Annotated in this window: 19 protein-coding genes; 8 read left to right on the forward strand and 11 right to left on the reverse strand. The window is 65.3% G+C overall.

The annotated features are described in order from the left end of the window. Window positions 1–11: 11 nt before the first annotated feature. Entirely contained in the window at window positions 12–494 is a 483-nt protein-coding gene (gene rssC / locus ABFA30_RS19910; RefSeq protein ID WP_194787571.1) for an anti-sigma factor antagonist RssC, read from the reverse strand. Beyond that, on the reverse strand, window positions 491–1,675 hold the full coding sequence (gene rssB, locus ABFA30_RS19915) for a two-component system response regulator RssB (protein WP_225786898.1): 1,185 nt from the start codon (window positions 1,673–1,675) through the stop codon (window positions 491–493). Before rssB ends, rssC begins: the two co-directional genes overlap by 4 nt. Before the next feature lie 270 nt (window positions 1,676–1,945). On the opposite strand from rssB, the gene ABFA30_RS19920 reads away from it, so the two are divergent. Beyond that, window positions 1,946–2,245: a PilZ domain-containing protein gene (locus ABFA30_RS19920; protein WP_225786899.1), complete on the forward strand. Its 300-nt coding sequence runs from the start codon at window positions 1,946–1,948 to the stop codon at window positions 2,243–2,245. 116 nt (window positions 2,246–2,361) lie between these two features. On the opposite strand, the gene ABFA30_RS19925 is transcribed toward ABFA30_RS19920, so the two are convergent. Further along, complete coding sequence (locus tag ABFA30_RS19925; RefSeq protein WP_225786900.1) at window positions 2,362–3,069, reverse strand: VacJ family lipoprotein; 708 nt, start codon at window positions 3,067–3,069, stop codon at window positions 2,362–2,364. Between the two features lie 192 nt (window positions 3,070–3,261). Here ABFA30_RS19925 and ABFA30_RS19930 point away from each other — a divergent pair, with 192 nt between their 5' ends. Further along, window positions 3,262–3,825, forward strand: coding sequence for a phosphonoacetaldehyde phosphonohydrolase-related protein (locus tag ABFA30_RS19930; RefSeq protein WP_253090898.1), 564 nt, complete (start codon window positions 3,262–3,264; stop codon window positions 3,823–3,825). 123 nt (window positions 3,826–3,948) lie between these two features. Then, complete coding sequence (locus ABFA30_RS19935; protein ID WP_225786902.1) at window positions 3,949–4,212, forward strand: DUF4404 family protein; 264 nt, start codon at window positions 3,949–3,951, stop codon at window positions 4,210–4,212. A 149-nt stretch (window positions 4,213–4,361) separates the two neighbouring features. On the opposite strand, the gene queF is transcribed toward ABFA30_RS19935, so the two are convergent. Together queF and ABFA30_RS19945 are read right to left on the reverse strand one after the other, a co-directional pair. Then, window positions 4,362–5,192 (reverse strand): NADPH-dependent 7-cyano-7-deazaguanine reductase QueF, encoded by an 831-nt coding sequence (gene queF / locus ABFA30_RS19940; RefSeq protein WP_225786903.1) that lies wholly within the window; start codon window positions 5,190–5,192, stop codon window positions 4,362–4,364. A gap of 66 nt (window positions 5,193–5,258) precedes the next feature. Then, window positions 5,259–5,753, reverse strand: a complete 495-nt coding sequence (locus ABFA30_RS19945) for a plastocyanin/azurin family copper-binding protein (RefSeq protein ID WP_225786904.1) — start codon at window positions 5,751–5,753, stop codon at window positions 5,259–5,261. 169 nt (window positions 5,754–5,922) lie between these two features. On the opposite strand from ABFA30_RS19945, the gene ABFA30_RS19950 reads away from it, so the two are divergent. Next, on the forward strand, window positions 5,923–6,603 hold the full coding sequence (locus tag ABFA30_RS19950; RefSeq protein ID WP_253080493.1) for a heavy metal response regulator transcription factor: 681 nt from the start codon (window positions 5,923–5,925) through the stop codon (window positions 6,601–6,603). After that, window positions 6,600–7,952: a heavy metal sensor histidine kinase gene (locus ABFA30_RS19955; protein WP_410046058.1), complete on the forward strand. Its 1,353-nt coding sequence runs from the start codon at window positions 6,600–6,602 to the stop codon at window positions 7,950–7,952. The genes ABFA30_RS19950 and ABFA30_RS19955 overlap by 4 nt, the downstream gene beginning before the upstream one ends. 116 nt (window positions 7,953–8,068) lie before the next feature. Here ABFA30_RS19955 and ABFA30_RS19960 read toward each other — a convergent pair whose 3' ends face one another. From ABFA30_RS19960 to ABFA30_RS19970, 3 genes are all read right to left on the reverse strand, one after another. Continuing rightward, complete coding sequence (locus tag ABFA30_RS19960; RefSeq protein ID WP_253080494.1) at window positions 8,069–9,313, reverse strand: lipoprotein-releasing ABC transporter permease subunit; 1,245 nt, start codon at window positions 9,311–9,313, stop codon at window positions 8,069–8,071. A 61-nt stretch (window positions 9,314–9,374) separates the two neighbouring features. Then, window positions 9,375–10,058, reverse strand: coding sequence for a lipoprotein-releasing ABC transporter ATP-binding protein LolD (gene lolD / locus ABFA30_RS19965; RefSeq protein ID WP_410045830.1), 684 nt, complete (start codon window positions 10,056–10,058; stop codon window positions 9,375–9,377). Window positions 10,059–10,065: 7 nt separating this feature from the next. After that, window positions 10,066–11,313 (reverse strand): lipoprotein-releasing ABC transporter permease subunit, encoded by a 1,248-nt coding sequence (locus tag ABFA30_RS19970; RefSeq protein ID WP_225786908.1) that lies wholly within the window; start codon window positions 11,311–11,313, stop codon window positions 10,066–10,068. Window positions 11,314–11,406: 93 nt separating this feature from the next. Here ABFA30_RS19970 and ABFA30_RS19975 point away from each other — a divergent pair, with 93 nt between their 5' ends. Continuing rightward, a complete protein-coding gene (locus tag ABFA30_RS19975) occupies window positions 11,407–11,991 on the forward strand; it encodes a PilZ domain-containing protein (protein ID WP_225786909.1) in 585 nt (194 codons plus the stop codon). A 33-nt stretch (window positions 11,992–12,024) separates the two neighbouring features. Continuing rightward, a complete protein-coding gene (locus ABFA30_RS19980) occupies window positions 12,025–12,747 on the forward strand; it encodes a glycerophosphodiester phosphodiesterase (RefSeq protein WP_225786910.1) in 723 nt (240 codons plus the stop codon). A 42-nt stretch (window positions 12,748–12,789) separates the two neighbouring features. Here ABFA30_RS19980 and sthA read toward each other — a convergent pair whose 3' ends face one another. From sthA to ABFA30_RS19995, 3 genes are all read right to left on the reverse strand, one after another. Further along, on the reverse strand, window positions 12,790–14,184 hold the full coding sequence (gene sthA, locus ABFA30_RS19985) for a Si-specific NAD(P)(+) transhydrogenase (protein ID WP_225786911.1): 1,395 nt from the start codon (window positions 14,182–14,184) through the stop codon (window positions 12,790–12,792). Between the two features lie 213 nt (window positions 14,185–14,397). Beyond that, window positions 14,398–15,396 (reverse strand): FAD:protein FMN transferase, encoded by a 999-nt coding sequence (locus tag ABFA30_RS19990; protein WP_410045831.1) that lies wholly within the window; start codon window positions 15,394–15,396, stop codon window positions 14,398–14,400. Between the two features lie 236 nt (window positions 15,397–15,632). Further along, window positions 15,633–17,096 carry a glyceraldehyde-3-phosphate dehydrogenase gene (locus ABFA30_RS19995; RefSeq protein ID WP_225787150.1) on the reverse strand — a complete coding sequence of 488 codons (1,464 nt, stop codon included), beginning with the start codon at window positions 17,094–17,096 and terminating at the stop codon, window positions 15,633–15,635. 168 nt (window positions 17,097–17,264) lie between these two features. On the opposite strand from ABFA30_RS19995, the gene mfd reads away from it, so the two are divergent. After that, window positions 17,265–20,711, forward strand: a complete 3,447-nt coding sequence (gene mfd / locus ABFA30_RS20000; protein ID WP_253080496.1) for a transcription-repair coupling factor — start codon at window positions 17,265–17,267, stop codon at window positions 20,709–20,711. Window positions 20,712–20,719: the final 8 nt, after the last annotated feature.

Below are 20,719 nucleotides of genomic sequence, written 5' to 3' on the forward strand. Positions count from 1 at the left end.
CCCGGGCTCGCTCAGGAGCGCTCCAGGGCGCTCACCAGGTCGTGGAACGCCTCACGGTTGGAGTCGTTCAGACCCATGAGGATCTTGTGCGCCTCCAGCACCTTGGAGCGCACCACCTCTTCGTTCTGGTCCTGGGATGGCAGGTCGGTAAGGCATTCCGGGCAGGGGACCGGGCGATCGACGATGTTGAACACCTGGTCGAAGCCCATGGACTGCAGCAGACGGGAAATGTCCGGGTTGGTGGTCACCACGGTAGGCAGCAGGCCCACCTTCTGCCGGGACAGGATCGACAGCTTGGCCAGCAGGCCCAGGGTGGTGCTGTCGATGCTTTCGGTCTCGGTCAGGTCGATGACGATGGCCGAGAAGTTCAGCGCGGTGAAGATTTTCTCGATCGTCGCATCCAGCGCCGAACACAGGGTCAGGCGCACTTCACCGACGAATTTCAGAACGAAGGTCCCGCTCTGCTCGGCGAACTGGATTCTACCGGTACTCATTCAAGGTTCCTGCTCAACACCAATAGGGCGATATCATCCGGCATCTCCCCAAGCGTAGCCAATCCGAATCGTTGGCGCAGCCCGTCCAGGCTGCCACCGGCTTCCTTGACGATTTCCGGCAAGGTCGCTTCCTTATCTTTGAGTGTGTCCCCAGGCAAAAGGTCCAGTATGCCATCGGACATCAGGGTCAGGCTGAAGTGCCGTGGCAGCTCCAGCACATGGTCCTGGTAGCTGGCCTCGTCGAACAGCCCTACCGGCAGGCCGCGCCCCTCCAGGTAACGGGCCTGGCCCGGGGTATAGAGCACCGGCAGCGGCAAATGGCCGCCGACGCTGTAGGTCATCAGCCCGGCTTCCTCGTCGATCACCCCACCGACCATGGTCACGTGCTTGCCCAGCTTGCAGTTGATCAGCCCACGGTTGATGTGGCTCAGCACTTGCGAAGGCTTGAAGTCGCGCATCCTGCCGCTGCGCTTGAATTCGAACAGCAGCCGGGTGGTCATGAACTTGAGCAGCACGGTGACGAACGCCGACGAAGCGCCATGCCCGGACACGTCCGCCAGGTAGAAGGCGATACGGCGCTCGTCCACCCGGAAGTAATCGGCGAAATCGCCCGACAGGTACAACGACGGGATGATCTGGTGCTCGAACGACAGGTCGCCGGCCAACCATGGGCTTTCCGGCAGCATGTTCATCTGTACCTGGCGGCCGGCGTTCTGGTCCTCCTGCAGCAGGTGCAGGCTGGCTTCCAGCTCACGGTTGGCAGCCTCGAGCTTGTCGCGGTAGCGCTGGTTCTCCAGCACCAGCCGCGAGCGGTCGAGGGCACGGCGCACCGAGTGCTCGAGCACGGCCAAGTCTTCCAGGGGCTTGATCAGGTAGTCGGCGGCGCCCAGGCGCAGAGCCTCGACCGCATCGCTCATGACCCCTGCCCCGGACACCACGATGACCGGCAACTGCGGCGCCCGCTCGCTGACCCGGCGGATCAGCTCGAGGCCGCCCATCTGCGGCATGCGCAGATCGCAGATCACGAGGTCGGGCTGGTGTTCTTCGAAGACCTGGAGGCCCTGCTGGCCGTTGGCGGCCTGGAGGACGCTGAAGCCACTGTCTTCCAGATAGGCGGCGAGGCTGGCACGGACCACGTCGTCGTCATCGATGATCAGCAGCGTTGCACTGGGTTTCTGCATGTGGGCGAACGGCGCCGGATTAGGTTGGAGCAGCGACGTCGGCAAGGCGGACGGGCAGCTACTGGAATACTCTGTGGCGACTCTCTACTTGAGTTGTAGGCCAAGAAGACTGGCCCGGCAACTGGCAGAGGTGCCCTGTAAGGCGCAGACGGTACTCCCATCCGCCAGGCGTTTCAAGCATGCAAGGGTCGAGTGCTGCGCACTTTACAGGGCAAATCACCGGGAGTTATAAGAAAGCCGACCCGCGCAACCTGATGGGAAGGATGCAGCATGTCCCAGATACCCTCGAACCACGGCGAGAAACGCGACTTCATTCGTATGCGCATCGATACCGAAGTCACCCTGCTGCATGCCGACCAGGTGATCGCGGCAGTCTGCCTCGACCTCTCCAGTGGCGGCATGCAGGTGCAGGCACGGGAGCATTTCCAGGTGGGCGACCGGATCGAGGTACGTATCGATTCCGACCACCCTGCCCTCAAGGGCCTGCACGCCAGCACCGAGGTGGTGTGGATCGCCGAGCAGCCCGATGGTCAGCAGAAATTCGGCTTGCGCATCCTGGCGATGCACTGATTTCCAGGGTCAATGCCTGTCAGTTAAGCCTGGGGCCGCTTCGCCCCCCCAATGGCGCTGTAAACCTTAACTGACCAGCATCGCCCCGAAGGTCGCCTTTTTCATCCCCGCCAGGATCAGAAATCGTCCTCGACTTCCCCATCCTTGACCTTGAACTCGCGGTTCTGCAGGTAGGCGTTGCGGATGAAGATGTACTTGTCGCCGCTGATCAGCTTTTCCGCCGACAGCAGGTCGGCGCGGGTGTCGACCACATCCAGGGCGAAGATCGAATTGCGGGTCGGCACATGGTCGATGTAGCGGTAGGGCTTGGTGTAGGTGTCCGGGTACTTGGCCAGGCCGTCGCGCACGGTGCTTGGGCCAAGGAACGGGATCACCACGTACGGACCGCTGCCCACGCCCCAGTAGCCCAGGGTCTGGCCGAAGTCCTCGTCGTTGCGCTGCAGGCCCATCTTGGTGCCGACATCGAAGAAACCGCCCAGGCCGAACGTGGTGTTGACGATCAGCCGCGCGGTATCCACGCCCGCCGCGTGCGGCTTGAGCTGCAGCAGGTCGTTGACCAGGTTGGTGACGTCGCCCAGGTTGCGGAAGATATTATGGATGCCGTCTTCGAGAAATTGCGGGGTGACTGCCTGGTATCCCTTGGCCAACGGCTTGAGGGCATAGGTATCGAGGGTATCGTTGAACCTGAAGATCGGGCGGTTCACCGCCTCCCAGGGGTCCTCCTCGGTAGCCGCCTGGCTGGCGGCCACGGGCGCCAGCAGCAGGCTGGCGCAGACACAGGCCTGGGTGATTCGCTCGATCACGCCGGCACCGATCCTATGCATAGATGTTTCTCCATCGGGATTCACGGTGGCAGGCGCCTGGGCGCGCTGCCGGACAAGCCGCCAGTATAAAGGCTCGCTGGCTGATAAACAGCCTTACACATTTTTGCTCACTATTTTGTGAGCGTCTGTTACGTAGTCATCTACCGGTAACAATTGCCGAATAGCCTGCGGGCTATTTCAGGGAAGTTGACCATGCAAGACGCGCCCGCCTTCACCGCCGTGCTCTTCGGTTTGCGCGGCTGCCTGGTCCAGGCCGCCAACGGCAGCCCACTGCCCACCCCTGGCGCCCTGGATGCCCTCACCGGCCTGCGGCGCCAGCAGGTCCCTTGCATATGGCTCGACGAGCTCAGCGCCAGCCAGGGCGAGTCTCTGGCCAGCGTGCTGCCCGACTGGCTGCCGGGCCAGGCCGGCAACGCCCCCCCCTGGCCGGCGCCGAATGCCTGCTGGCACGCACTCATGTCCTTGCAGAGCCAACGCCTGGACGGCTGCGTGCTGGTCAGCGGCGATCCGCGCCTGCTGCAGTCCGGTCTCAACGCCGGGCTGTGGACCGTGGGCCTGGCCGCCTGCAGCCCTGCCTGCAACCACACCTCCGGCCAATGGCAGGCGATGAGCCGGGAGGCGCGCGAACGGGCACGCGGCAAGGCTACGCTCGAGCTGTTCAGCCTCGGTGTGCACTCGGTGATCGACCACCTCGAAGCCCTCGACACCTGCCTTGCCGACATCGCCCAGCGCCGGCGCAAGGGTGAAAAACCCTGACACAGCGCCGTTGACGCGGATCATGCAAAGCGCCGGCAGGTGGATTACGATTGAAGACAAGCGAGAACCTTTGCCTCACCGCCGAGGTCCATGCCTTGCCAAGCCATAGAGGGAGAACACCCGATGCCTGCCCGCGAACTGCAAGAGCAACTCGAAAGCCTGCGCGAGCAACTGGAACGCAACCCGCCGCTCTCCTTGGAAGAGCGCGAACATCTGCATGAACTGATGCAGCAGATCGAAGCCCAGCTCAAACTGGAAGAGGCCACCCAGGACAACAACCTGGTCGATGGCGTCAACGCGGCCGTCGAACGCTTCGAGGCCGAACACCCGGATCTCACCGCCATCCTGCGCAATATTGCCAATCACCTGCACAGCATGGGTATCTGAGCCAGAGGGCCGCCTTGCGGCCCATCGCCGGCAAGCCGGCACCCACAGAGTCCGAGGCGATCACCGACGACGCGGCTTGCACGGCCCCGGCGGGAAAGGGCCTGGTCCGCAAATGGGCTGCAAAGCAGCCCCAAGACTCACAAACATCCTTACTGACGAACCAGCCGCTGGTTGCCAGGCGCGATCGCCCGGGTGCTGCGGTAGGGGTTGATATCCAGCCCGCCACGGCGCACGTAACGGGCATACACGGTCAGGTGCTCGGGCTCGAGCAGGCGCAGCAGGTCCAGGTAGATGCGTTCGACGCACTGCTCATGGAAGTCGGCATGCTGGCGGAAGCTCACCAGGTAGCTCAGCAGGCTGGCATGGTCCAGGGCCAGGCCCTTGTACTCGACCACCACACTGCCCCAGTCCGGCTGGCCAGTGACCGGGCAGTTGGACTTGAGCAGGTGGCTGTGCAGGGTTTCCTCGACCACGCGCTGCGGGTCGCAGTGCAGCAGTTCAGGCTGTGGATGCTCGTAGTTGTTGATGGTCACATCCAGCACATCGATGCACTGACCTGGCAAGGCCACCACGCCCTGGGCCTCGACTTCGCCCAGGCTGCGCACCCGCACCGTCACCGGCTTGCCGGCGGCGGCTGAGAGGTCCTTCTCCAGGCAAGCCTGCAACTCGCTGGTGCTGGCGAAGGCCGTCTGGTTCAGCGAGTTGAGGTACAGCTTGAACGACTTGGACTCGATGATGTTCGGCGAATCGGCCGGGATGGCGAATTCGCCGATGGCCACCACCGGCTTGCCCGAAGGCAGCAGCCAGGACATCTCGAAGCAGTTCCAGTAGTCCACCCCCTGCCATGGCAGGGTCTGGGCGCTGACGCCGAGTTCGGCCCACTTGGCGGTACGCGGGATCGGGAACAGCAGCGAAGGTGTGTAGGTGGCGATGTATTCGCTGGATTTGCCCAGCGGGGAGTGTTCGGCGGCGGGATGCATGGGTCTGACCTGGCAATTCGGAATGCACCTATTCTACCGTTTTTGCCCCCTGCCTTGTGGTCGATGTCACTCGATGGTCAACGGCCCGACCATGCCCGCCTGGTAGTGCCCCGGCACATTGCAAGCGAACTCGATGGGCGCCGAGGCGCGGAAGGTCCACGTCAGCTCGGCACGCTGGCCGGGCGGGACCAGCACCGTGTTGCCGGCGTCGTGGCCGTGCGCGCCATGACCGTGGTCCATGCCCCCGTGATCCGCGCCGGCGGTGAAGAGCTTGCCTTGCATGGCCAGCATTTGCTTCTGGTGCTCGGCGTGCATGGCCTTGTCGCCAAGGTTGAACTCGTGGGGCAACTGGCCTTCGTTGATGAGCACGAAGCGCACGGTCTCGCCGGCCTTGACCTGCAGGCCGCGGGGCTCGAAGGCGATGTCCTTGAGCAGCACCTCGACGGTACGGGTGGCCTTGGCCGCCGGCGCTGGCTCGCCGAAGGCGAAGCCATGGCCACTGTCGGCGAGCACGGGCAGGCTGAACAGCGCGAGGGCGGCGGCGATAAGGGGGTGTTTCATGTCTACTCCAAGGCTACAGCAGCGATGGAACCACTCTAGGCTGAGGCAACTGGCAGTTGCCTGACAGGGAGATTACAACTTTGTCAGCTTCGCCGGGCACGCCTATCGTCACGTATCATTGGCACCCGGCGCCCACCGAAGCCCGCCAATCTTTTGGAGCAAGGCCCCCATGAAACTGCTGATCGTCGAGGACCAGGCCAAGACCGGCCAGTACCTGTGCCAAGGCCTGAGCGAAGCGGGCTTCGCCACCGAGCTTGCCGGCGACGGCGACACCGGCCTGCACCTGGCCCTGGGCGGCGACCACGACCTGCTGATCCTCGATGTGATGCTCCCCGGCCGCAACGGCTGGCAGATCCTCCAGGCCGTGCGCCAGGCTGGCCTGGACACGCCGGTGCTGTTCCTCACCGCCCGCGACGCCGTGCAAGACCGGGTACACGGCCTGGAGCTGGGCGCCGACGACTATCTGGTCAAGCCCTTCGCCTTTTCCGAACTGCTGGCCCGGGTACGCAGCCTGCTGCGCCGAGGCGCCAGCCCCAGCCTGGATACCAGCCTGACCCTGGCCGATCTGCGCCTGGACCTGATCCGCCGCCGGGCCGAGCGCGGCGGCCAGCGCATCGACCTGACCGCCAAGGAGTTCGCCCTGCTCGAACTGCTGCTGCGTCGCCAGGGCGAGGTGCTGCCCAAGTCGCTGATCGCCTCGCAGGTCTGGGACATGAACTTCGACAGTGACACCAACGTCATCGAGGTGGCGATCCGCCGCCTGCGCCTGAAGATCGACGACGCCCACGACAACAAGCTGATCCATACCGTACGCGGCATGGGCTACGTGCTCGAGGAGCGCCAGGACTGATGCCGCGCCTGTCCCTCGGTGGGCGCCTTGCCCTGCTCTTCGCCGCCTGTACCGCCGCCGTCTCGCTGACCGCCGGCGTGCTGTTCAGCCGGGCCAGCGAACAGCACTTCATCGAACTGGACGAACAACTGCTAGGCAGCCGGCTGTCGGTTCTGCACGCCCTGCTCGACGGCGTGAGCTCCCCCGCCGAACTGGCGCCACACCTGCTGGCCTTGCGCATCGAGCTCAGCCACCAGGCCGACCTGGCCCTGCGCATCCGCGGCGGCGACGGCACGCTATGGTTCGACAGCCGGCCTGACCTACCGGACGCACCACGCCAGCCCGGCCTGGCCACCCTGCACGCCAACGGCGTCGACTACCGCAGCCTGGGCGCCCGCCTGGACACCGCCACCCCGGGCTCGGCGCAACTGACCCTGTTCCTCGACATCACCCATCACCAGCATTTCCTGCAAGGCATGCAGCGCCTGATCTGGCTCACCGTCGGCCTTTCGGCCCTGGCCACCGCGCTGCTCGGCGCCTGGGCCGCCCGGCGCGGGCTGCGACCATTGCGGCAGATGGGCGATGTCGCCGCCAGCGTCAACGCCCGCTCGCTGACAACCCGGCTGCCGGTGGCGCAGATGCCCGAGGAACTGGCCGAGCTCGCCAGCACGGTCAACGCCATGCTGCAGCGCCTGGAGGATGCCTTCCAACGCCTTTCGGCATTTTCCGCCGACATCGCCCACGAGCTGCGTACGCCACTGTCCAACCTGCTGACCCACACCCAGGTCACCCTCACCCGGCCACGCAGCCTGGAGGACTATCGCGAAGCCCTGCACGGTAACCTGGAGGAGCTGCAATGGATGGCGCAACTGGTCAACGACATGCTCTACCTGGCCAAGGCCGACCATGGCCTGCTGCCCCCCAACCGCCAGCCGCTGGACCTTGCCGCGGAGGTGGATGCCTTGCTGGAGTACTACGCGCCACTGGCCGAGGACGCCGAGGTACGCCTGCAGCGTGTGGGTGAGGCGCAGTTGGAGGGTGATCGGCACATGCTGCGCAGGGCCCTGTCCAATCTGCTGGACAATGCCCTGCGCTTCACGCCCAGAGGCGGAGAGATCCGAGTGACACTGGCGCCGGGGCTGCACATCAGCGTGGCCAATACCGGCCCGGCCATCGCGGCGCAAATACTGCCGCGGCTGTTCGACCGCTTCTACCGGGCCGACCCCGCACGCCAGGAAGGCAGCAGCGAGCATGCGGGGCTGGGGCTGGCGATCACCCGCTCGATCGTGCAGGCCCATGGCGGGAACATCCGGGCCGAATGCGCGGGAGGCTGGACACGGTTCCTGATCGAGTTACCCGAAGCACGGTGAGAGGAGCTGTCTATCCGCCCGCAACGGATTCCCTTGCAATGGCACATGATTCGTGAGCGCCGCTGCCCCTGCCTGGGCTTGCCCGCGATGGGCCGCACAGCGGCCCTGCCCGTAGATCACTCGTACCGCAACGCCATCGCCGGTTCCACCTGGGAAGCGCGATACGCCGGATAGATCGTGGCCAGGAAGCTCATCACCAACCCCGCCGCGCAGATGATCGCCACATCCCCCCACTGCAACTGCGACGGCAGGCTGCTGATGAAATACACATCGGACGTGAAGATGTGCTGCCCACTGACCCGCTCCAGCCAACCGACGATCTGGCTGACGTTGAGCGCGGCGACCACCCCGAGCACACCACCGACCAGGGTGCCGACGATACCGATCAGCGACCCCTGGACCATGAACGTGCCCATGATCTGCGCAGGCGTGGCGCCGATGGTGCGCAGGATGGCGATGTCCGAACCCTTGTCGTTCACCACCATGACCAGGGTAGCGATGATGTTGAACGCCGCCACGGCGATGATCATCAACAGCAACAAACCGATCATGGTCTTTTCCATCTTCATGGCGCTGAACAGGCTGCCCTGGGTGTGCGACCAGTCATCGGCACGGTAGGCCTCGCCCAGCCCGGCGGCGATCGCCTTGGACACCTGCGGCGCAGCGTACAGGTCGTGCAGCTTCAGGCGCACGCCCTGCACGCTGCCCGGTGCCCAGCGCTGCATCTCGCCGGCGTCGGCCACGTTGATGTAGGCCTGGGAACCGTCCAGCTCGGCACCGACCTTGAAGATGCCGACCACGGTCAGGCGCTGCATACGGGGGGTGATGCCGCCCGGTGCCTTGCTGATCTCCGGGACGATCAGGGTCAGCTTGTCGCCAGTGTTGAGACGAAAGCGCCGGGCGGTCAGCTCGCCGATCACCACGCCATACTCGCCCGGCAGCAGGTCCTGCAGGCGGCCCTGGACGATGTGCTGGCCAACGATGGAGACCTTGCCCTCCTCGGCCGGGTCGATGCCACTGACCTGGATCGGCTGCATCGCGCCCTTGTAGGAGAGCATGCCTTCCATTTCCGTCAGCGGTGCAGCGGCCATCACCGCGGGGTTCTTCAGGGCTGCGTCCGCCACCTTGCGCCAGTCGTCCAGCGGTTGCACGCCGAGGATGCTGGCGTGAGGCACCAGGCCGAGGATGCGCGAACTCATCTCGCGCTGGAAGCCGTTCATCACCGAGAGCACCACGATCATCGCCAGCACGCCCAGGGACAGGCCGATCATCGAGGTCATGGAGATGAACGAGATGAAGTGGTTACGGCGCTTGGCACGGGTATAGCGAGCACCGATGAACAAGGGCAAGGGTCTGAACATGTACGAGAACACCCAATGAAGGTTGGTTACGAGGCGGCCCGTGCCGCCCCGTGCAAGCGACTCAGATCGGCACCAGGTGGCCATCGTCCAGGCGCAGCACCCGGTCCATCTGGCGCGCCAGGTTGAGGTCGTGTGTCACCACCAAAAAGGCCGTCTGCGAATGGCTGGAAAGCTCCTGCATCAACTCCTGGATGCCCTGGGCAGTGTGATGGTCGAGGTTGCCGGTGGGCTCGTCGAGCATCACCAGGCCCGGGCGGTTGACCAGGGCACGGGCGATCGCCACGCGCTGGCGCTCACCGCCGGACAGCTCGGCCGGCTTGTGGCTCAGGCGATGGCCCAGGCCCACACGCTTGAGCAGCGCCTCGGCGCGCTCGCGGGCCTCGGGGATCGATGTGCGGCCGATCAGCAGCGGCATGCACACGTTCTCCAGGGCGGTGAACTCCGGCAGCAGGTGGTGAAACTGGTAGACGAAGCCCAGGGCGCGGTTGCGCAACAGGCCACGGGCCCGCTCGCCGAGTGCCGACAGCTCCTCGCCAGCCAGCCAGACGCTGCCCTGGCTCGGCGTATCCAGGCCACCCAGCAGGTTGAGCAAGGTGCTCTTGCCGGAGCCGGAGCTACCGACGATGGCCACCCGCTCACCGGCGTGCAGCTCCAGGTTCAACCCGGACAGCACCTGCACCGACTCCGGGCCTTCCTCGTAGGCCTTGCCCAGGTTGCGGCAACTCAGTACGGCTTTATCACTCATGCGCGACTCACTCATAACGTAGCGCCTCTGCAGGCTGGGTGCGCGCCGCACGCCAGGCCGGATACAGGGTGGCGAAGAAACTCAGGACCAGCGCCGCACCGCAGACCATCCACACGTCCTCGGCCATGATCTGCGACGGCAGGTAATCGATGAAGTACACGTCGGCATTGAGGAACTTGTGCCCGATCAGCTTCTCGATGCCAGCGATCACCGCACTGACATTGAGCGCGGCGAAGATGCCGACCAACGCGCCGATCAAGGTGCCGACCACGCCGATCACCGTACCCTGGACCATGAAGATGGCCATGATCTGCCCAGGCGTGGCGCCGAGGGTGCGCAGGATGGCGATATCGCCGCGCTTGTCGTTGACCACCATCACCAGCGTGGAAATGATGTTGAACGCCGCCACCGCCACGATCAGCAGCAGCAGCAGGCCGATCATGGCCTTCTCCATGCGGATCGCCTGGTACAGGTTGCCGTGGGTGCGGGTCCAGTCGCGGGGGTAGAATTCCTCGCCCAGGTGCTGGGCGATGTCCCAGGCCACGCGCGGCGCCTGGAACAGGTCATCGAACTTCAGGCGCAGGCCCTGGACCTGGTCGGCTTTCCAGCGGTGCAGGCGGGACAGGTCGGCGATGTTGGTCAGGCCCAGATAGCCGTCGATCTCACCGGCCCCGACATGGAAGGTGCCGACCACGGTGAAGCGCTTCATGCGCGGGAACATGCCGGCCGGCGTCACGCTGACCTCCGGGGCGACGAAGGTCAGCTTGTCGCCGATGCCCACGCCCAGCTTGGCGGCGGCCTTGTCGCCGATCAGGATGCCCCACTCGCCTGGCGCCAGCCGGTCGAGGCTGCCTTCGCGGATGAAGTCGTCGATGATCGACACCTGCCGCTCGCGGGCGGGATCGATGCCGTTGAGCAACACCTTCTGCACCTTGCCGTCGTGGGTCAGCAGCCCCTGCATCTGGGTGAACGGAGCGACCGCTAGCACACGCGGATTCTGCTTTACTTGTTGGGCGAGGGCCGGCCAATCGTCGACCGGCTGGCCGCTTTCCAGCGTGGCATGCGGGATCATGCCCAGCACGCGGGTACGCATCTCGTGGTCGAAACCGTTCATCACCGACAGCACCACGATCATCACCACCACACCGAGGGCGAGGCCGATCATCGAGGTGAGCGAAATGAACGAGACGAAGTGATTGCGGCGCTTGGCACGGGTGTAGCGCGTACCGATGAATACGAAAAGAGGTCTGAACATGTCGGGGCTTGTTCGGATGAAAGGGAACGTCCTTGTGGCGGGGCGCCAATGGCGGCTTTACACTCGGACCACCGCCGTAACCATGGGTTCGCCATGACGACACTAGACGAAGAAGATCGCCGCGAATACTACCGCATCGAAGACAGGATCGCACTTCAAATCAGCCCCTTGAGCGCGGCCGAGGCCCTGGAGACAGACCTGTTGCAAGATGCTTCACCGCTGTTCAACCTGCTCAGCGAACTGCACCTGGCCGACTTCGAATCGCAACACCTGATGCGCCAGTTGAGCGAGAAGGATCGCACCCTGGCCGCCTTCCTGCGGGTGCAGAACAAACGCCTCGACCTGCTCGGCGCGGTGCTCGCCCAGACCCTGCTCGGCGAAATCGGCCAAGCGCAGCGGGTGATCCTCTCCGAGGGGGGTATCGAGTTCGCCCAGGCCGCGCAGATCGCCCCCGGCACCCGGGTGGCGGTGAAAATGGTGCTGATGCCCCGGGCCCATGGCCTGCTGCTGCGCGGCCGGGTCACCCACTGCGACCCACGCCCGCAGGGCGACTACGAGGTCGGCACCGAATTCGTCGACATGACCGACGCCCAGCGCCAGCTCCTGGCCCGCTACATCCTGCAGCGCCAGCAACAACAACGCCGCCAGCTGCGGGAGCAGGACGAATCCGCCTCTTGAGCCTTTCCCCATTTCAGACCTGAAGGAACGAACGTGACCCTGATCTATGGCCATCGCGGCGCCAAGGGCGAAGCGCCCGAAAACACCCTGACCAGCTTTCGCCAGTGCCTGTCGCACGGCGTCGATCGCTGCGAACTGGACCTGCACCTGTCGGCCGACAACGAGCTGATGGTGATCCATGACCCGACCCTCAAGCGCACCACCGGCCGCCGAGGCAAGGTGGTCGAGCACACCGCCGCCGAGCTGGCCACCTACGATGCGCGCAAGGGTGGCCCAGGCTGGGTGCAGCCCTGCCCTATCCCGCGCCTGGAGGAACTGTTCGAGAAGTGTGCCTTCGAGCACTGGCAGCTGGAGGTCAAGAGCGCCTCGCGCACCCGTGCCGCCAGCACCGTGCTGGCGATCCGCGAGCTGGCCCAGCGCTTCGGCCTGCTCGACAAGGTCACCATCACCTCCAGTTCACGGGAGGTGCTGGGCGCCGCCCTGGAGCTGGTGCCAGACGTCTCGCGCGGGCTGGTCGCCGAATATGCCTGGCTCGATCCGCTGAAGGTGGCGCAGAACTACGGCTGTACCCTGCTGGCACTGAATTGGACGCTGTGCACCCCCGAGCGCCTGCTCAAGGCCCAGCGCCAGGGGTTGCATGTGTCGGTGTGGACGGTCAACGAACCGGCGCTGATGCGCCGGCTCGCCGACTTTGGCGTAGACAGCCTGATCACAGACTTTCCCGGTTTGGCCAAGACCACCCTTGGGAAGGACTGAACCCGGTCTCCCCGGCCGGCTCAGGCCACCGGCCGGAGCCGCTCAAAAAAGCCGGTTCAGGCCGTCGTAGGCAGCTACCCGATAGGCTTCGGCCATGGTCGGGTAGTTGAAGGTGGTGTTGACGAAGTACTTGAGATTGTTCAGCTCACCCGGCTGGTTCATGATCGCCTGGCCGATGTGGACGATCTCCGAGGCCTGGTAGCCGAAGCAGTGCACGCCGAGGATTTCCAGGGTCTCGCGGTGGAACAGGATCTTCAGCATGCCCTGCGGCTCGCCGGCGATCTGCGCGCGGGCCATGCTCTTGAAGAAAGCCTTGCCCACTTCGTAGGGCACCTTGGCCTGGGTCAGCTCCTGCTCGTTCTTGCCGATCGAGCTGATCTCCGGAATGGTGTAGATACCGGTCGGCACGTCATCGACGAAGCGCCAGCTGCCGTTGTCGACGATGCTGCCTGCGGCCGAGCGGCCCTGGTCGTGGGCAGCGCTGGCCAGGCTCGGCCAGCCGATCACGTCACCGGCGCCGTAGATGTTCGGCACGCTGGTGCGGTAGCTCTGGTCGACCTCGATCTGGCCACGGCTGTTGATCTTGATGCCGATGTTCTCAAGGCCCAGCTTGTCGGTGTTGCCGGTTCGGCCATTGCACCACAGCAGGGCGTCGGCCTTGATCTTCTTGCCCGACTTCAGGTGCAGGATGACACCGTTGTCCAGGCCTTCGACCCGCTCGTACTCCTCGTTGTGGCGCACGGTGATGTTGTTGTTGCTGAAGTGGTAGCTCAGCGCCTGGGAAATTTCCGAGTCCAGGAAGCTCAGCAGCTGGCCACGGTTGTCCACCAGCTCCACCAGCACACCCAGGCCACTGAAGATCGAGGCGTATTCGCAACCGATCACCCCGGCACCGTAGACGATCAGCTTGCGCGGGGTGTGGCTCAGGCTCAGGATGGTGTCGCTGTCGTAGACGCGCGGGTGGTGGAAGTCGATGTCGGCCGGGCGGTACGGACGCGAACCGGTGGCGATGATGATGTGCTTGGCCACCAGCTTCTCGACCACGCCATTGGGGCAGACCACATCGACGGTCTGCTCGTCGGCGAAGCTGCCGGTGCCGAAGAACAGGTCGACACGGTTGCGCGCGTAGTAGCCGGTGCGCGAGGCGACCTGCTTGGAGATCACCTTCTCGGCGCTCTTGAGCACATCGGGGAAGGAGAACCAGCGCGGCTCGCCGATGGCGCGGAACATCGGGTTGGTGTTGAACTGCATGATCTGCCGCACCGAGTGACGCAGGGCCTTGGACGGGATGGTGCCCAAGTGGGTGCAGTTGCCGCCGACCTGGCGACGGCTGTCGACCATCGCCACCTTGCGTCCTGCTTTGGCGGCATTCATTGCCGCACCTTCTCCGGCCGGGCCGGAACCCAGCACCACTACGTCGTAGTTGTAGACAGCCATGCGTACTCCTTCAGAACTGGCCCGCCGGCCGGTTGGCCGCGGGGCGCGATCATGTCGCCGGGGCGCCATGAGAAAATTCGGGTGCAGTCTAATCAAGCCTGAACGCCGCGCACATTAACCCTTGGTCGCGTCGTAGGCCAATCTTGCCTGCACTACATGTCGTTCACCGATTCCCTGGCGGCGATCATCCGTGCCTTGCCTTTCACTCGCCTTTCACTCGCCTTTGAGCTTTCGTTCGAAGCCAGGCGTAGCCCGGGAGACGAACCCATCCTGCGTCCGGGTCACCAGCATGGCCGCGATGCCATGGGCGATGGCGAAGTCCCAGCCCTGTTGCGGCCCCAGGATCAACAGCAGGGTCGAATAGCCGTCGGCCCGCAGCGCCGAGGCATCGAGCACGGTGACCGCGGCCAGGTCATGTTCGACCGGGCGCCCGAGGCGGGCATCGAAGGCGTGCGAATAGCGCCGGCCATTCTCCTCGAAATAGTGGCGATAGTCACCCGAGGTCGACACTGCCAAGCCATCCACGGCAATTACCTGGCGCGCGATCTGACGGTCCTCGCGGGGCAATTCCAGGGCGATGCGCCAGGGGCTGCCGTCGGGCTTGCGGCCCTCGGCCTTGAGTTCCCCCGTGGCTTCGGCGAGGAAATCGATGATACCCATGGCGCGCAGCCGCCCGGCGATCAGGTCGACGGCATGGCCGGCGGCGATGCTGTTGAAGTCCAGTTCCACGGGCGCGTCCTTGCACAACGCATCGCCCTCGATGCGCAGGTGGCGATAGCCCACGCGCTGGCGTACCAGGGCCCGCGCCTGCGGGTCGGGCACCTGCTCGCGGCGGGCCTGGGGGCCGAAGCCCCAGAGGTTGAGCAAGGGCTCGACGGTGAGATCGAAGGCACCCTGGCTCTGTTCGGCCAGTTGCTGGCCGAAGGCGACCAGCGCCAGCATATCGGCGCCCACAGCCTGGCACTGGTTGGCCGGCAGCTGGTTGAAGCGGCTGACGGTGGAGTCACCCCGGTAGGTCGAGAAGTGCCCGTCGATGTCGCGCAGGATCGCCTCGACCGCGTCCTGTACCTGCGCTGGCGACGGGCCGCCGGGTTCGCGCACGTACTGGATGCTGTAGCTGCTGCCCATGGTCGGGCCGCCCAGGCGTTCGAGGGTGGGCGCAGGGTTGCAGGCAGCGAGCAGCATCAGGATGAACAGCAGGGTCGTGCGCACATTGGATCTCTCGGTTGGCCAGCCATGCTGGCGCGGCGCCTGTTGGAGCGTCTGTCTTGTGTTGTCTGTACCGGCCCTATCGCCGGCAAGCCAGCTCCACTGCCCTCAGACCAGCGCAGCCCTTTCGCGACACAAGGCCGCCCAGCAGCTACCGCGCCAGACCTGGGTGAACACAAAAAATGCCAAAAAAAACGGGAACCCGAAGGTTCCCGTTTTTTCAACTCATTACAAGCGGATCAGCGTGGAAACGCTGGCGGGTTCACACCGGCCATCTCTTCCATCACGCGCACCACCTGGCAGCTGTAACCGAATTCGTTGTCGTACCAGACGTACAGGACAACGCGGTTGTCGTTGCAGATGGTCGCCTCGGCGTCGACCACACCGGCGTGGCGGGAGCCGACGAAGTCGGTGGACACCACTTCCTGGGAGCTGACGTAATCGATCTGCTTGTGCAGTTCCGAGTGCATGGCGGTCTGGCGCAGGAACTCGTTGATCTCGTCGCGGCTGGTGGCCTTTTCCAGGTTCAGGTTGAGGATGGCCATCGAGACGTTCGGCGTCGGCACGCGGATGGCGTTGCCGGTCAGCTTGCCCTTGAGCACCGGCAGCGCCTTGGCGGCGGCGGTGGCGGCACCGGTCTCGGTGATGACCATGTTCAGCGGCGCGGCGCGGCCACGACGGCTGCCCTTGTGGAAGTTGTCGATCAGGTTCTGGTCGTTGGTGAACGAGTGAACGGTCTCGACGTGGCCGTTGACGATGCCGTACTGGTCATTCACGGCCTTGAGCACCGGCACGATGGCGTTGGTGGTGCAGGAGGCCGCGGAGATGATCTTGTCGTCGGCAGTGATGTCGCCGTGGTTGATGCCGTGCACGATGTTCTTCAGCGCGCCCTTGCCCGGCGCGGTGAGGATCACACGCTCGATGCCCGGGCACTGCAGGTGCTGGCCCAGGCCCTCGGCGTCACGCCACTTGCCGGTGTTGTCGACCAGCAGGGCATTGTCGATGCCGTACTGGGTGTAGTCGATCGACGCCGGGTCGTTGGAGTAGATCACCTGGATCAGGTTGCCGTTGGCGGTGATGGTGTTGTGCTCCTCGTCGATGACGATGGTGCCATCGAACGGGCCGTGCACCGAGTCACGACGCAGCAGGCTGGCACGCTTGACCAGATCGTTCTCGGCACCCTTGCGCACGACGATGGCCCGCAGGCGCAGGCCGTCGCCACCGCCGGTCTTCTCGATCAGGATGCGCGCCAGCAGGCGGCCGATGCGGCCGAAGCCGTACAGGACGACGTCGGTGCCCTTGCGTGCGGCAGCGTTCTGCTGGCCGACGACGTCAGCCAGCTCTTCGCGCACGAACTGCTCGACGCTGCGGCCGTTGCCTTCGAGCTTGAACTTGTTGGCCAGCTTGCCCAGGTCGACCGAAGCGGCGCCCAGTTTCAGCTCGCTCATGGCCTTGAGCAGGGGGAATGTCTCGTGGACGGACAGCTCGGTCTCGTCGCTCTGACGGTGACGGGCAAAGCGGTGGGCTTTGAGGATCGAGATAACCGAACGGTTGATCAGGCTGCGGCCATAGATCGAGCTCACCACGTTGTTGTTGCGGTAGAGCTGACCGATAAGCGGGATCATCGCTTCAGCCAGGGCTTCACGATCGATCCACTCACCAAGACACTGGTCGGGCTTCTGAGTCACGGGAACCTTCCACATGTAGGGGGAGAAAAAAGGGGCTACATTATGACGCCCCATGGCGTATCGGGCAATGAGCGCCTGTCGCTGCCAGCGGACCCCGCCGCCACGCCCTTGCCGAGCCTGACAGCGCGCACCAGCACCGGTACAATTGTCGTCTTTGCCGCAACGCTTGGAGTCGGATCTTCCGTGTCAGTTCTGCGCCTACCGCAATTATCGGCCACGGCCGGCAAGCAAACCTGGGGCAACCTGCCCGGTGCCGCCCTGAGCCTGGCCATCGCCGAAGCCGCCAGCAGCGCTGGCCGCTTCACCCTGCTGCTGACCGCCGACAGCCAGGCCGCCGACCGTCTCGAGCAGGAGCTGCGCTTCTTCGCCCCAGACCTGCCGGTGCTGCCCTTCCCCGACTGGGAAACCCTGCCCTACGACCTGTTCTCGCCGCACCAGGACATCATCTCCCAGCGCATCGCCAGCCTCTACCGGCTGCCGGAACTGGACCACGGCATCCTCGTGGTGCCGGTCACCACCGCCCTGCACCGCCTGGCGCCGACGCGCTTCCTGCTGGGCAGCAGCCTGGTGCTGGACGTGGGCCAGACCATCGACGTGGAACAGATGCGTACACGCCTGGAGGCCAGCGGCTACCGCTGCGTCGACACGGTCTACGAGCATGGCGAGTTCGCCGTGCGCGGCGCGCTGATCGACCTGTTCCCCATGGGCAGCAAGCTGCCCTACCGGATCGACCTGTTCGACGACGAGATCGAGACCCTGCGCACCTTCGACCCGGAGACCCAGCGCTCGATCGACAAGGTCGACTCGGTGCGCCTGCTGCCAGCCCGCGAATTCCCCATGCAGAAGGAGGAAGTCACGCGCTTCAAGGCACGCTTTCGCGAACGTTTCGACGTCGACTTCCGTCGTAGCGCGATCTTCCAGGACCTGGCCAGCGGCATCATCCCGGCCGGCATCGAATACTACCTGCCGCTGTTCTTCGAAGAGACCTCGACCCTGTTCGACTACCTGCCGGCAGACACCCAGGTGTTCTCCCTGCCAGGCGTGGAACAGGCCGCCGAGCACTTCTGGAACGACGTGCGCGGGCGCTACGACGAGCGCCGTGGCGACCTGACCCGCCCGCTGTTGCCGCCCGCTGAGCTGTTCCTGCCGGTAGAGGACTGCTTCGCCCGCCTCAAGCAATGGCCACGGGTGGTGGTCAGCAGCGACGAGGTCGAGCCGGGCGTCGGCCGCGAGCGTTTCCCGGCACGCCCCCTGCCGAACCTGGCGATCGAGGCCAAGGCCAACCAGCCGCTGGCGGAGCTGGCGAACTTCCTCGACCAGTTCCCCGGCCGCGTGCTGTTCACCGCCGAATCGGCGGGCCGCCGCGAGGTCCTGCTGGAGCTGCTCGAGCGCCTCAAGCTGCGCCCGCAGACGGTCGAGGGCTGGGCCGATTTCGTCACTGGCAGCGAGCGCCTGGCGATCACCATCGCCCCCCTCGACGACGGCCTGCTGCTGGACGACCCAGGCCTGGCCCTGGTCGCCGAGAGCCCGCTGTTCGGCCAGCGCGTGATGCAGCGCCGGCGCCGCGAGAAGCGTGGCGACGCGGCCAACGACGCGGTGATCAAGAACCTCACCGAATTGCGCGAAGGCGCCCCGGTGGTGCACATCGACCACGGCGTGGGACGCTACCTGGGCCTGGCCACGCTGGAGGTGGACAATCAAGTCGCCGAATTCCTCACCCTGGAATACGCCGAGGGCGCCAAGCTCTACGTGCCGGTGGCCAACCTGCACCTGATCGCCCGCTACACCGGCAGCGACGATGCCCTGGCGCCGCTGCACCGGCTCGGCTCGGAAGCCTGGCAAAAGGCCAAGCGCAAAGCCGCCGAGCAGGTCCGCGACGTCGCCGCCGAGCTGCTCGACATCTATGCCCGCCGCGCCGCGCGCAAGGGCCATGCGTTCGCCGACCCGGCCGCCGACTACGCCACCTTCAGCGCCGGCTTCCCCTTCGAGGAAACCCCCGACCAGCAAAGCGCCATCGAGGCGGTGCGCGCCGACATGCTCGCCGGCAAGCCCATGGACCGCCTGGTCTGTGGCGACGTCGGCTTCGGCAAGACCGAGGTGGCCATGCGCGCGGCCTTCATCGCCGTGCACAGCGGCCGCCAGGTGGCGGTGCTGGTGCCCACCACCCTGCTCGCCCAGCAGCACTACAACAGCTTCCGCGACCGCTTCGCCGACTGGCCGGTGACGGTCGAGGTGATGAGCCGCTTCAAGTCGGCCAAGGAAGTCGCCAGCGCCGCGGCAGACCTCGCCGAAGGCAAGATCGACATCCTCATCGGTACCCACAAGCTGTTGCAGGACGACGTGCGCTTCAAGGACCTGGGCCTGGTCGTCATCGACGAGGAACACCGCTTCGGCGTGCGCCAGAAGGAGCAGCTCAAGGCCCTGCGCAGCGAGGTGGACATCCTCACCCTGACCGCCACGCCGATCCCACGGACCTTGAACATGGCGGTGTCGGGCATGCGCGACCTGTCGATCATCGCCACCCCGCCGGCGCGACGCCTGTCGGTGCGCACCTTCGTCATGGAGCAGAACAAGAGCACGGTCAAGGAAGCGCTGCTGCGCGAACTGCTGCGCGGCGGCCAGGTGTACTACCTGCACAACGACGTCAAGAGCATCGAGAAGTGTGCCGCCGAACTGGCCGAGCTGGTCCCGGAGGCGCGCATCGGCATCGGCCACGGGCAGATGCGCGAGCGCGAGCTGGAACAGGTGATGAGCGACTTCTACCACAAGCGCTTCAACGTGCTGGTGGCCTCGACCATCATCGAGACCGGCATCGACGTGCCCAGCGCCAATACCATCGTCATCGAGCGCGCCGACAAGTTCGGCCTGGCCCAGTTGCACCAGTTGCGCGGCCGGGTCGGGCGCAGTCACCACCAGGCCTACGCCTACCTGCTCACGCCGCCACGCCAGCAGATCAGCGCCGACGCCGAGAAACGCCTGGAGGCCATCGCCAACACCCAGGACCTGGGCGCGGGCTTCGTCCTGGCCACCAACGACCTGGAGATCCGTGGCGCTGGTGAACTGCTCGGCGAAGGCCAGAGCGGGCAGATCCAGGCAGTGGGCTTCACCCTCTACATGGAAATGCTCGAGCGTGCGGTCAAGGCGATCCGCAAGGGCACTCAGCCGAACCTCGAGCAACCCCTGGGCGGCGGCCCGGAGATCAACCTGCGCCTGCCGGCGCTGATCCCGGAGGACTACCTGCCAGATGTCCATGCTCGCCTGATCCTCTACAAGCGCATCGCCTCGGCAGCCGACGAGGACGGCCTCAAGGACCTGCAGGTCGAGATGATCGACCGCTTCGGCCTGCTGCCCGAGCCGACCAAGAACCTCATGCGCCTGACCCAGCTCAAGCTGCAAGCGGAAAAGCTCGGCATCAAGAAGGTCGACGCCGGCCCCAACGGCGGCAAGCTCGAGTTCGAGGCCGAGACGCCAGTCGACCCGCTGACCCTGATCAAGCTGATCCAGGGCCAGCCCAAACGCTACAAGTTCGAGGGCGCCACCCAGTTCCGCTTCTTCGTGCCGATGGAGCGCCCGGACGAACGTTTCAACACCCTGGAGGCGCTGTTCGAGCGCCTGAGCCCACAGCCTTAAGGAACATC

Origin of the sequence: Pseudomonas sp. HLMP, from assembly GCF_046365545.1 — a bacterium.
In the GTDB taxonomy this organism is placed as follows: Bacteria; Pseudomonadota; Gammaproteobacteria; order Pseudomonadales; family Pseudomonadaceae; genus Aquipseudomonas; species Aquipseudomonas guariconensis_B.

What these genes read in the sequence shown, in the direction of transcription:
- rssC (WP_194787571.1), bottom strand. Translation starts at nt 494, where the DNA reads ATGAGTACCGGTAGAATCCAGTTCGCCGAGCAGAGCGGGACCTTCGTT.
- rssB (WP_225786898.1), bottom strand. Translation starts at nt 1,675, where the DNA reads ATGCAGAAACCCAGTGCAACGCTGCTGATCATCGATGACGACGACGTG.
- ABFA30_RS19920 (WP_225786899.1), top strand. Translation starts at nt 1,946, where the DNA reads ATGTCCCAGATACCCTCGAACCACGGCGAGAAACGCGACTTCATTCGT.
- ABFA30_RS19925 (WP_225786900.1), bottom strand. Translation starts at nt 3,069, where the DNA reads ATGCATAGGATCGGTGCCGGCGTGATCGAGCGAATCACCCAGGCCTGT.
- ABFA30_RS19930 (WP_253090898.1), top strand. Translation starts at nt 3,262, where the DNA reads ATGCAAGACGCGCCCGCCTTCACCGCCGTGCTCTTCGGTTTGCGCGGC.
- ABFA30_RS19935 (WP_225786902.1), top strand. Translation starts at nt 3,949, where the DNA reads ATGCCTGCCCGCGAACTGCAAGAGCAACTCGAAAGCCTGCGCGAGCAA.
- queF (WP_225786903.1), bottom strand. Translation starts at nt 5,192, where the DNA reads ATGCATCCCGCCGCCGAACACTCCCCGCTGGGCAAATCCAGCGAATAC.
- ABFA30_RS19945 (WP_225786904.1), bottom strand. Translation starts at nt 5,753, where the DNA reads ATGAAACACCCCCTTATCGCCGCCGCCCTCGCGCTGTTCAGCCTGCCC.
- ABFA30_RS19950 (WP_253080493.1), top strand. Translation starts at nt 5,923, where the DNA reads ATGAAACTGCTGATCGTCGAGGACCAGGCCAAGACCGGCCAGTACCTG.
- ABFA30_RS19960 (WP_253080494.1), bottom strand. Translation starts at nt 9,313, where the DNA reads ATGTTCAGACCCTTGCCCTTGTTCATCGGTGCTCGCTATACCCGTGCC.
- lolD (WP_410045830.1), bottom strand. Translation starts at nt 10,058, where the DNA reads ATGAGTGATAAAGCCGTACTGAGTTGCCGCAACCTGGGCAAGGCCTAC.
- ABFA30_RS19970 (WP_225786908.1), bottom strand. Translation starts at nt 11,313, where the DNA reads ATGTTCAGACCTCTTTTCGTATTCATCGGTACGCGCTACACCCGTGCC.
- ABFA30_RS19975 (WP_225786909.1), top strand. Translation starts at nt 11,407, where the DNA reads ATGACGACACTAGACGAAGAAGATCGCCGCGAATACTACCGCATCGAA.
- sthA (WP_225786911.1), bottom strand. Translation starts at nt 14,184, where the DNA reads ATGGCTGTCTACAACTACGACGTAGTGGTGCTGGGTTCCGGCCCGGCC.
- ABFA30_RS19995 (WP_225787150.1), bottom strand. Translation starts at nt 17,096, where the DNA reads ATGTGGAAGGTTCCCGTGACTCAGAAGCCCGACCAGTGTCTTGGTGAG.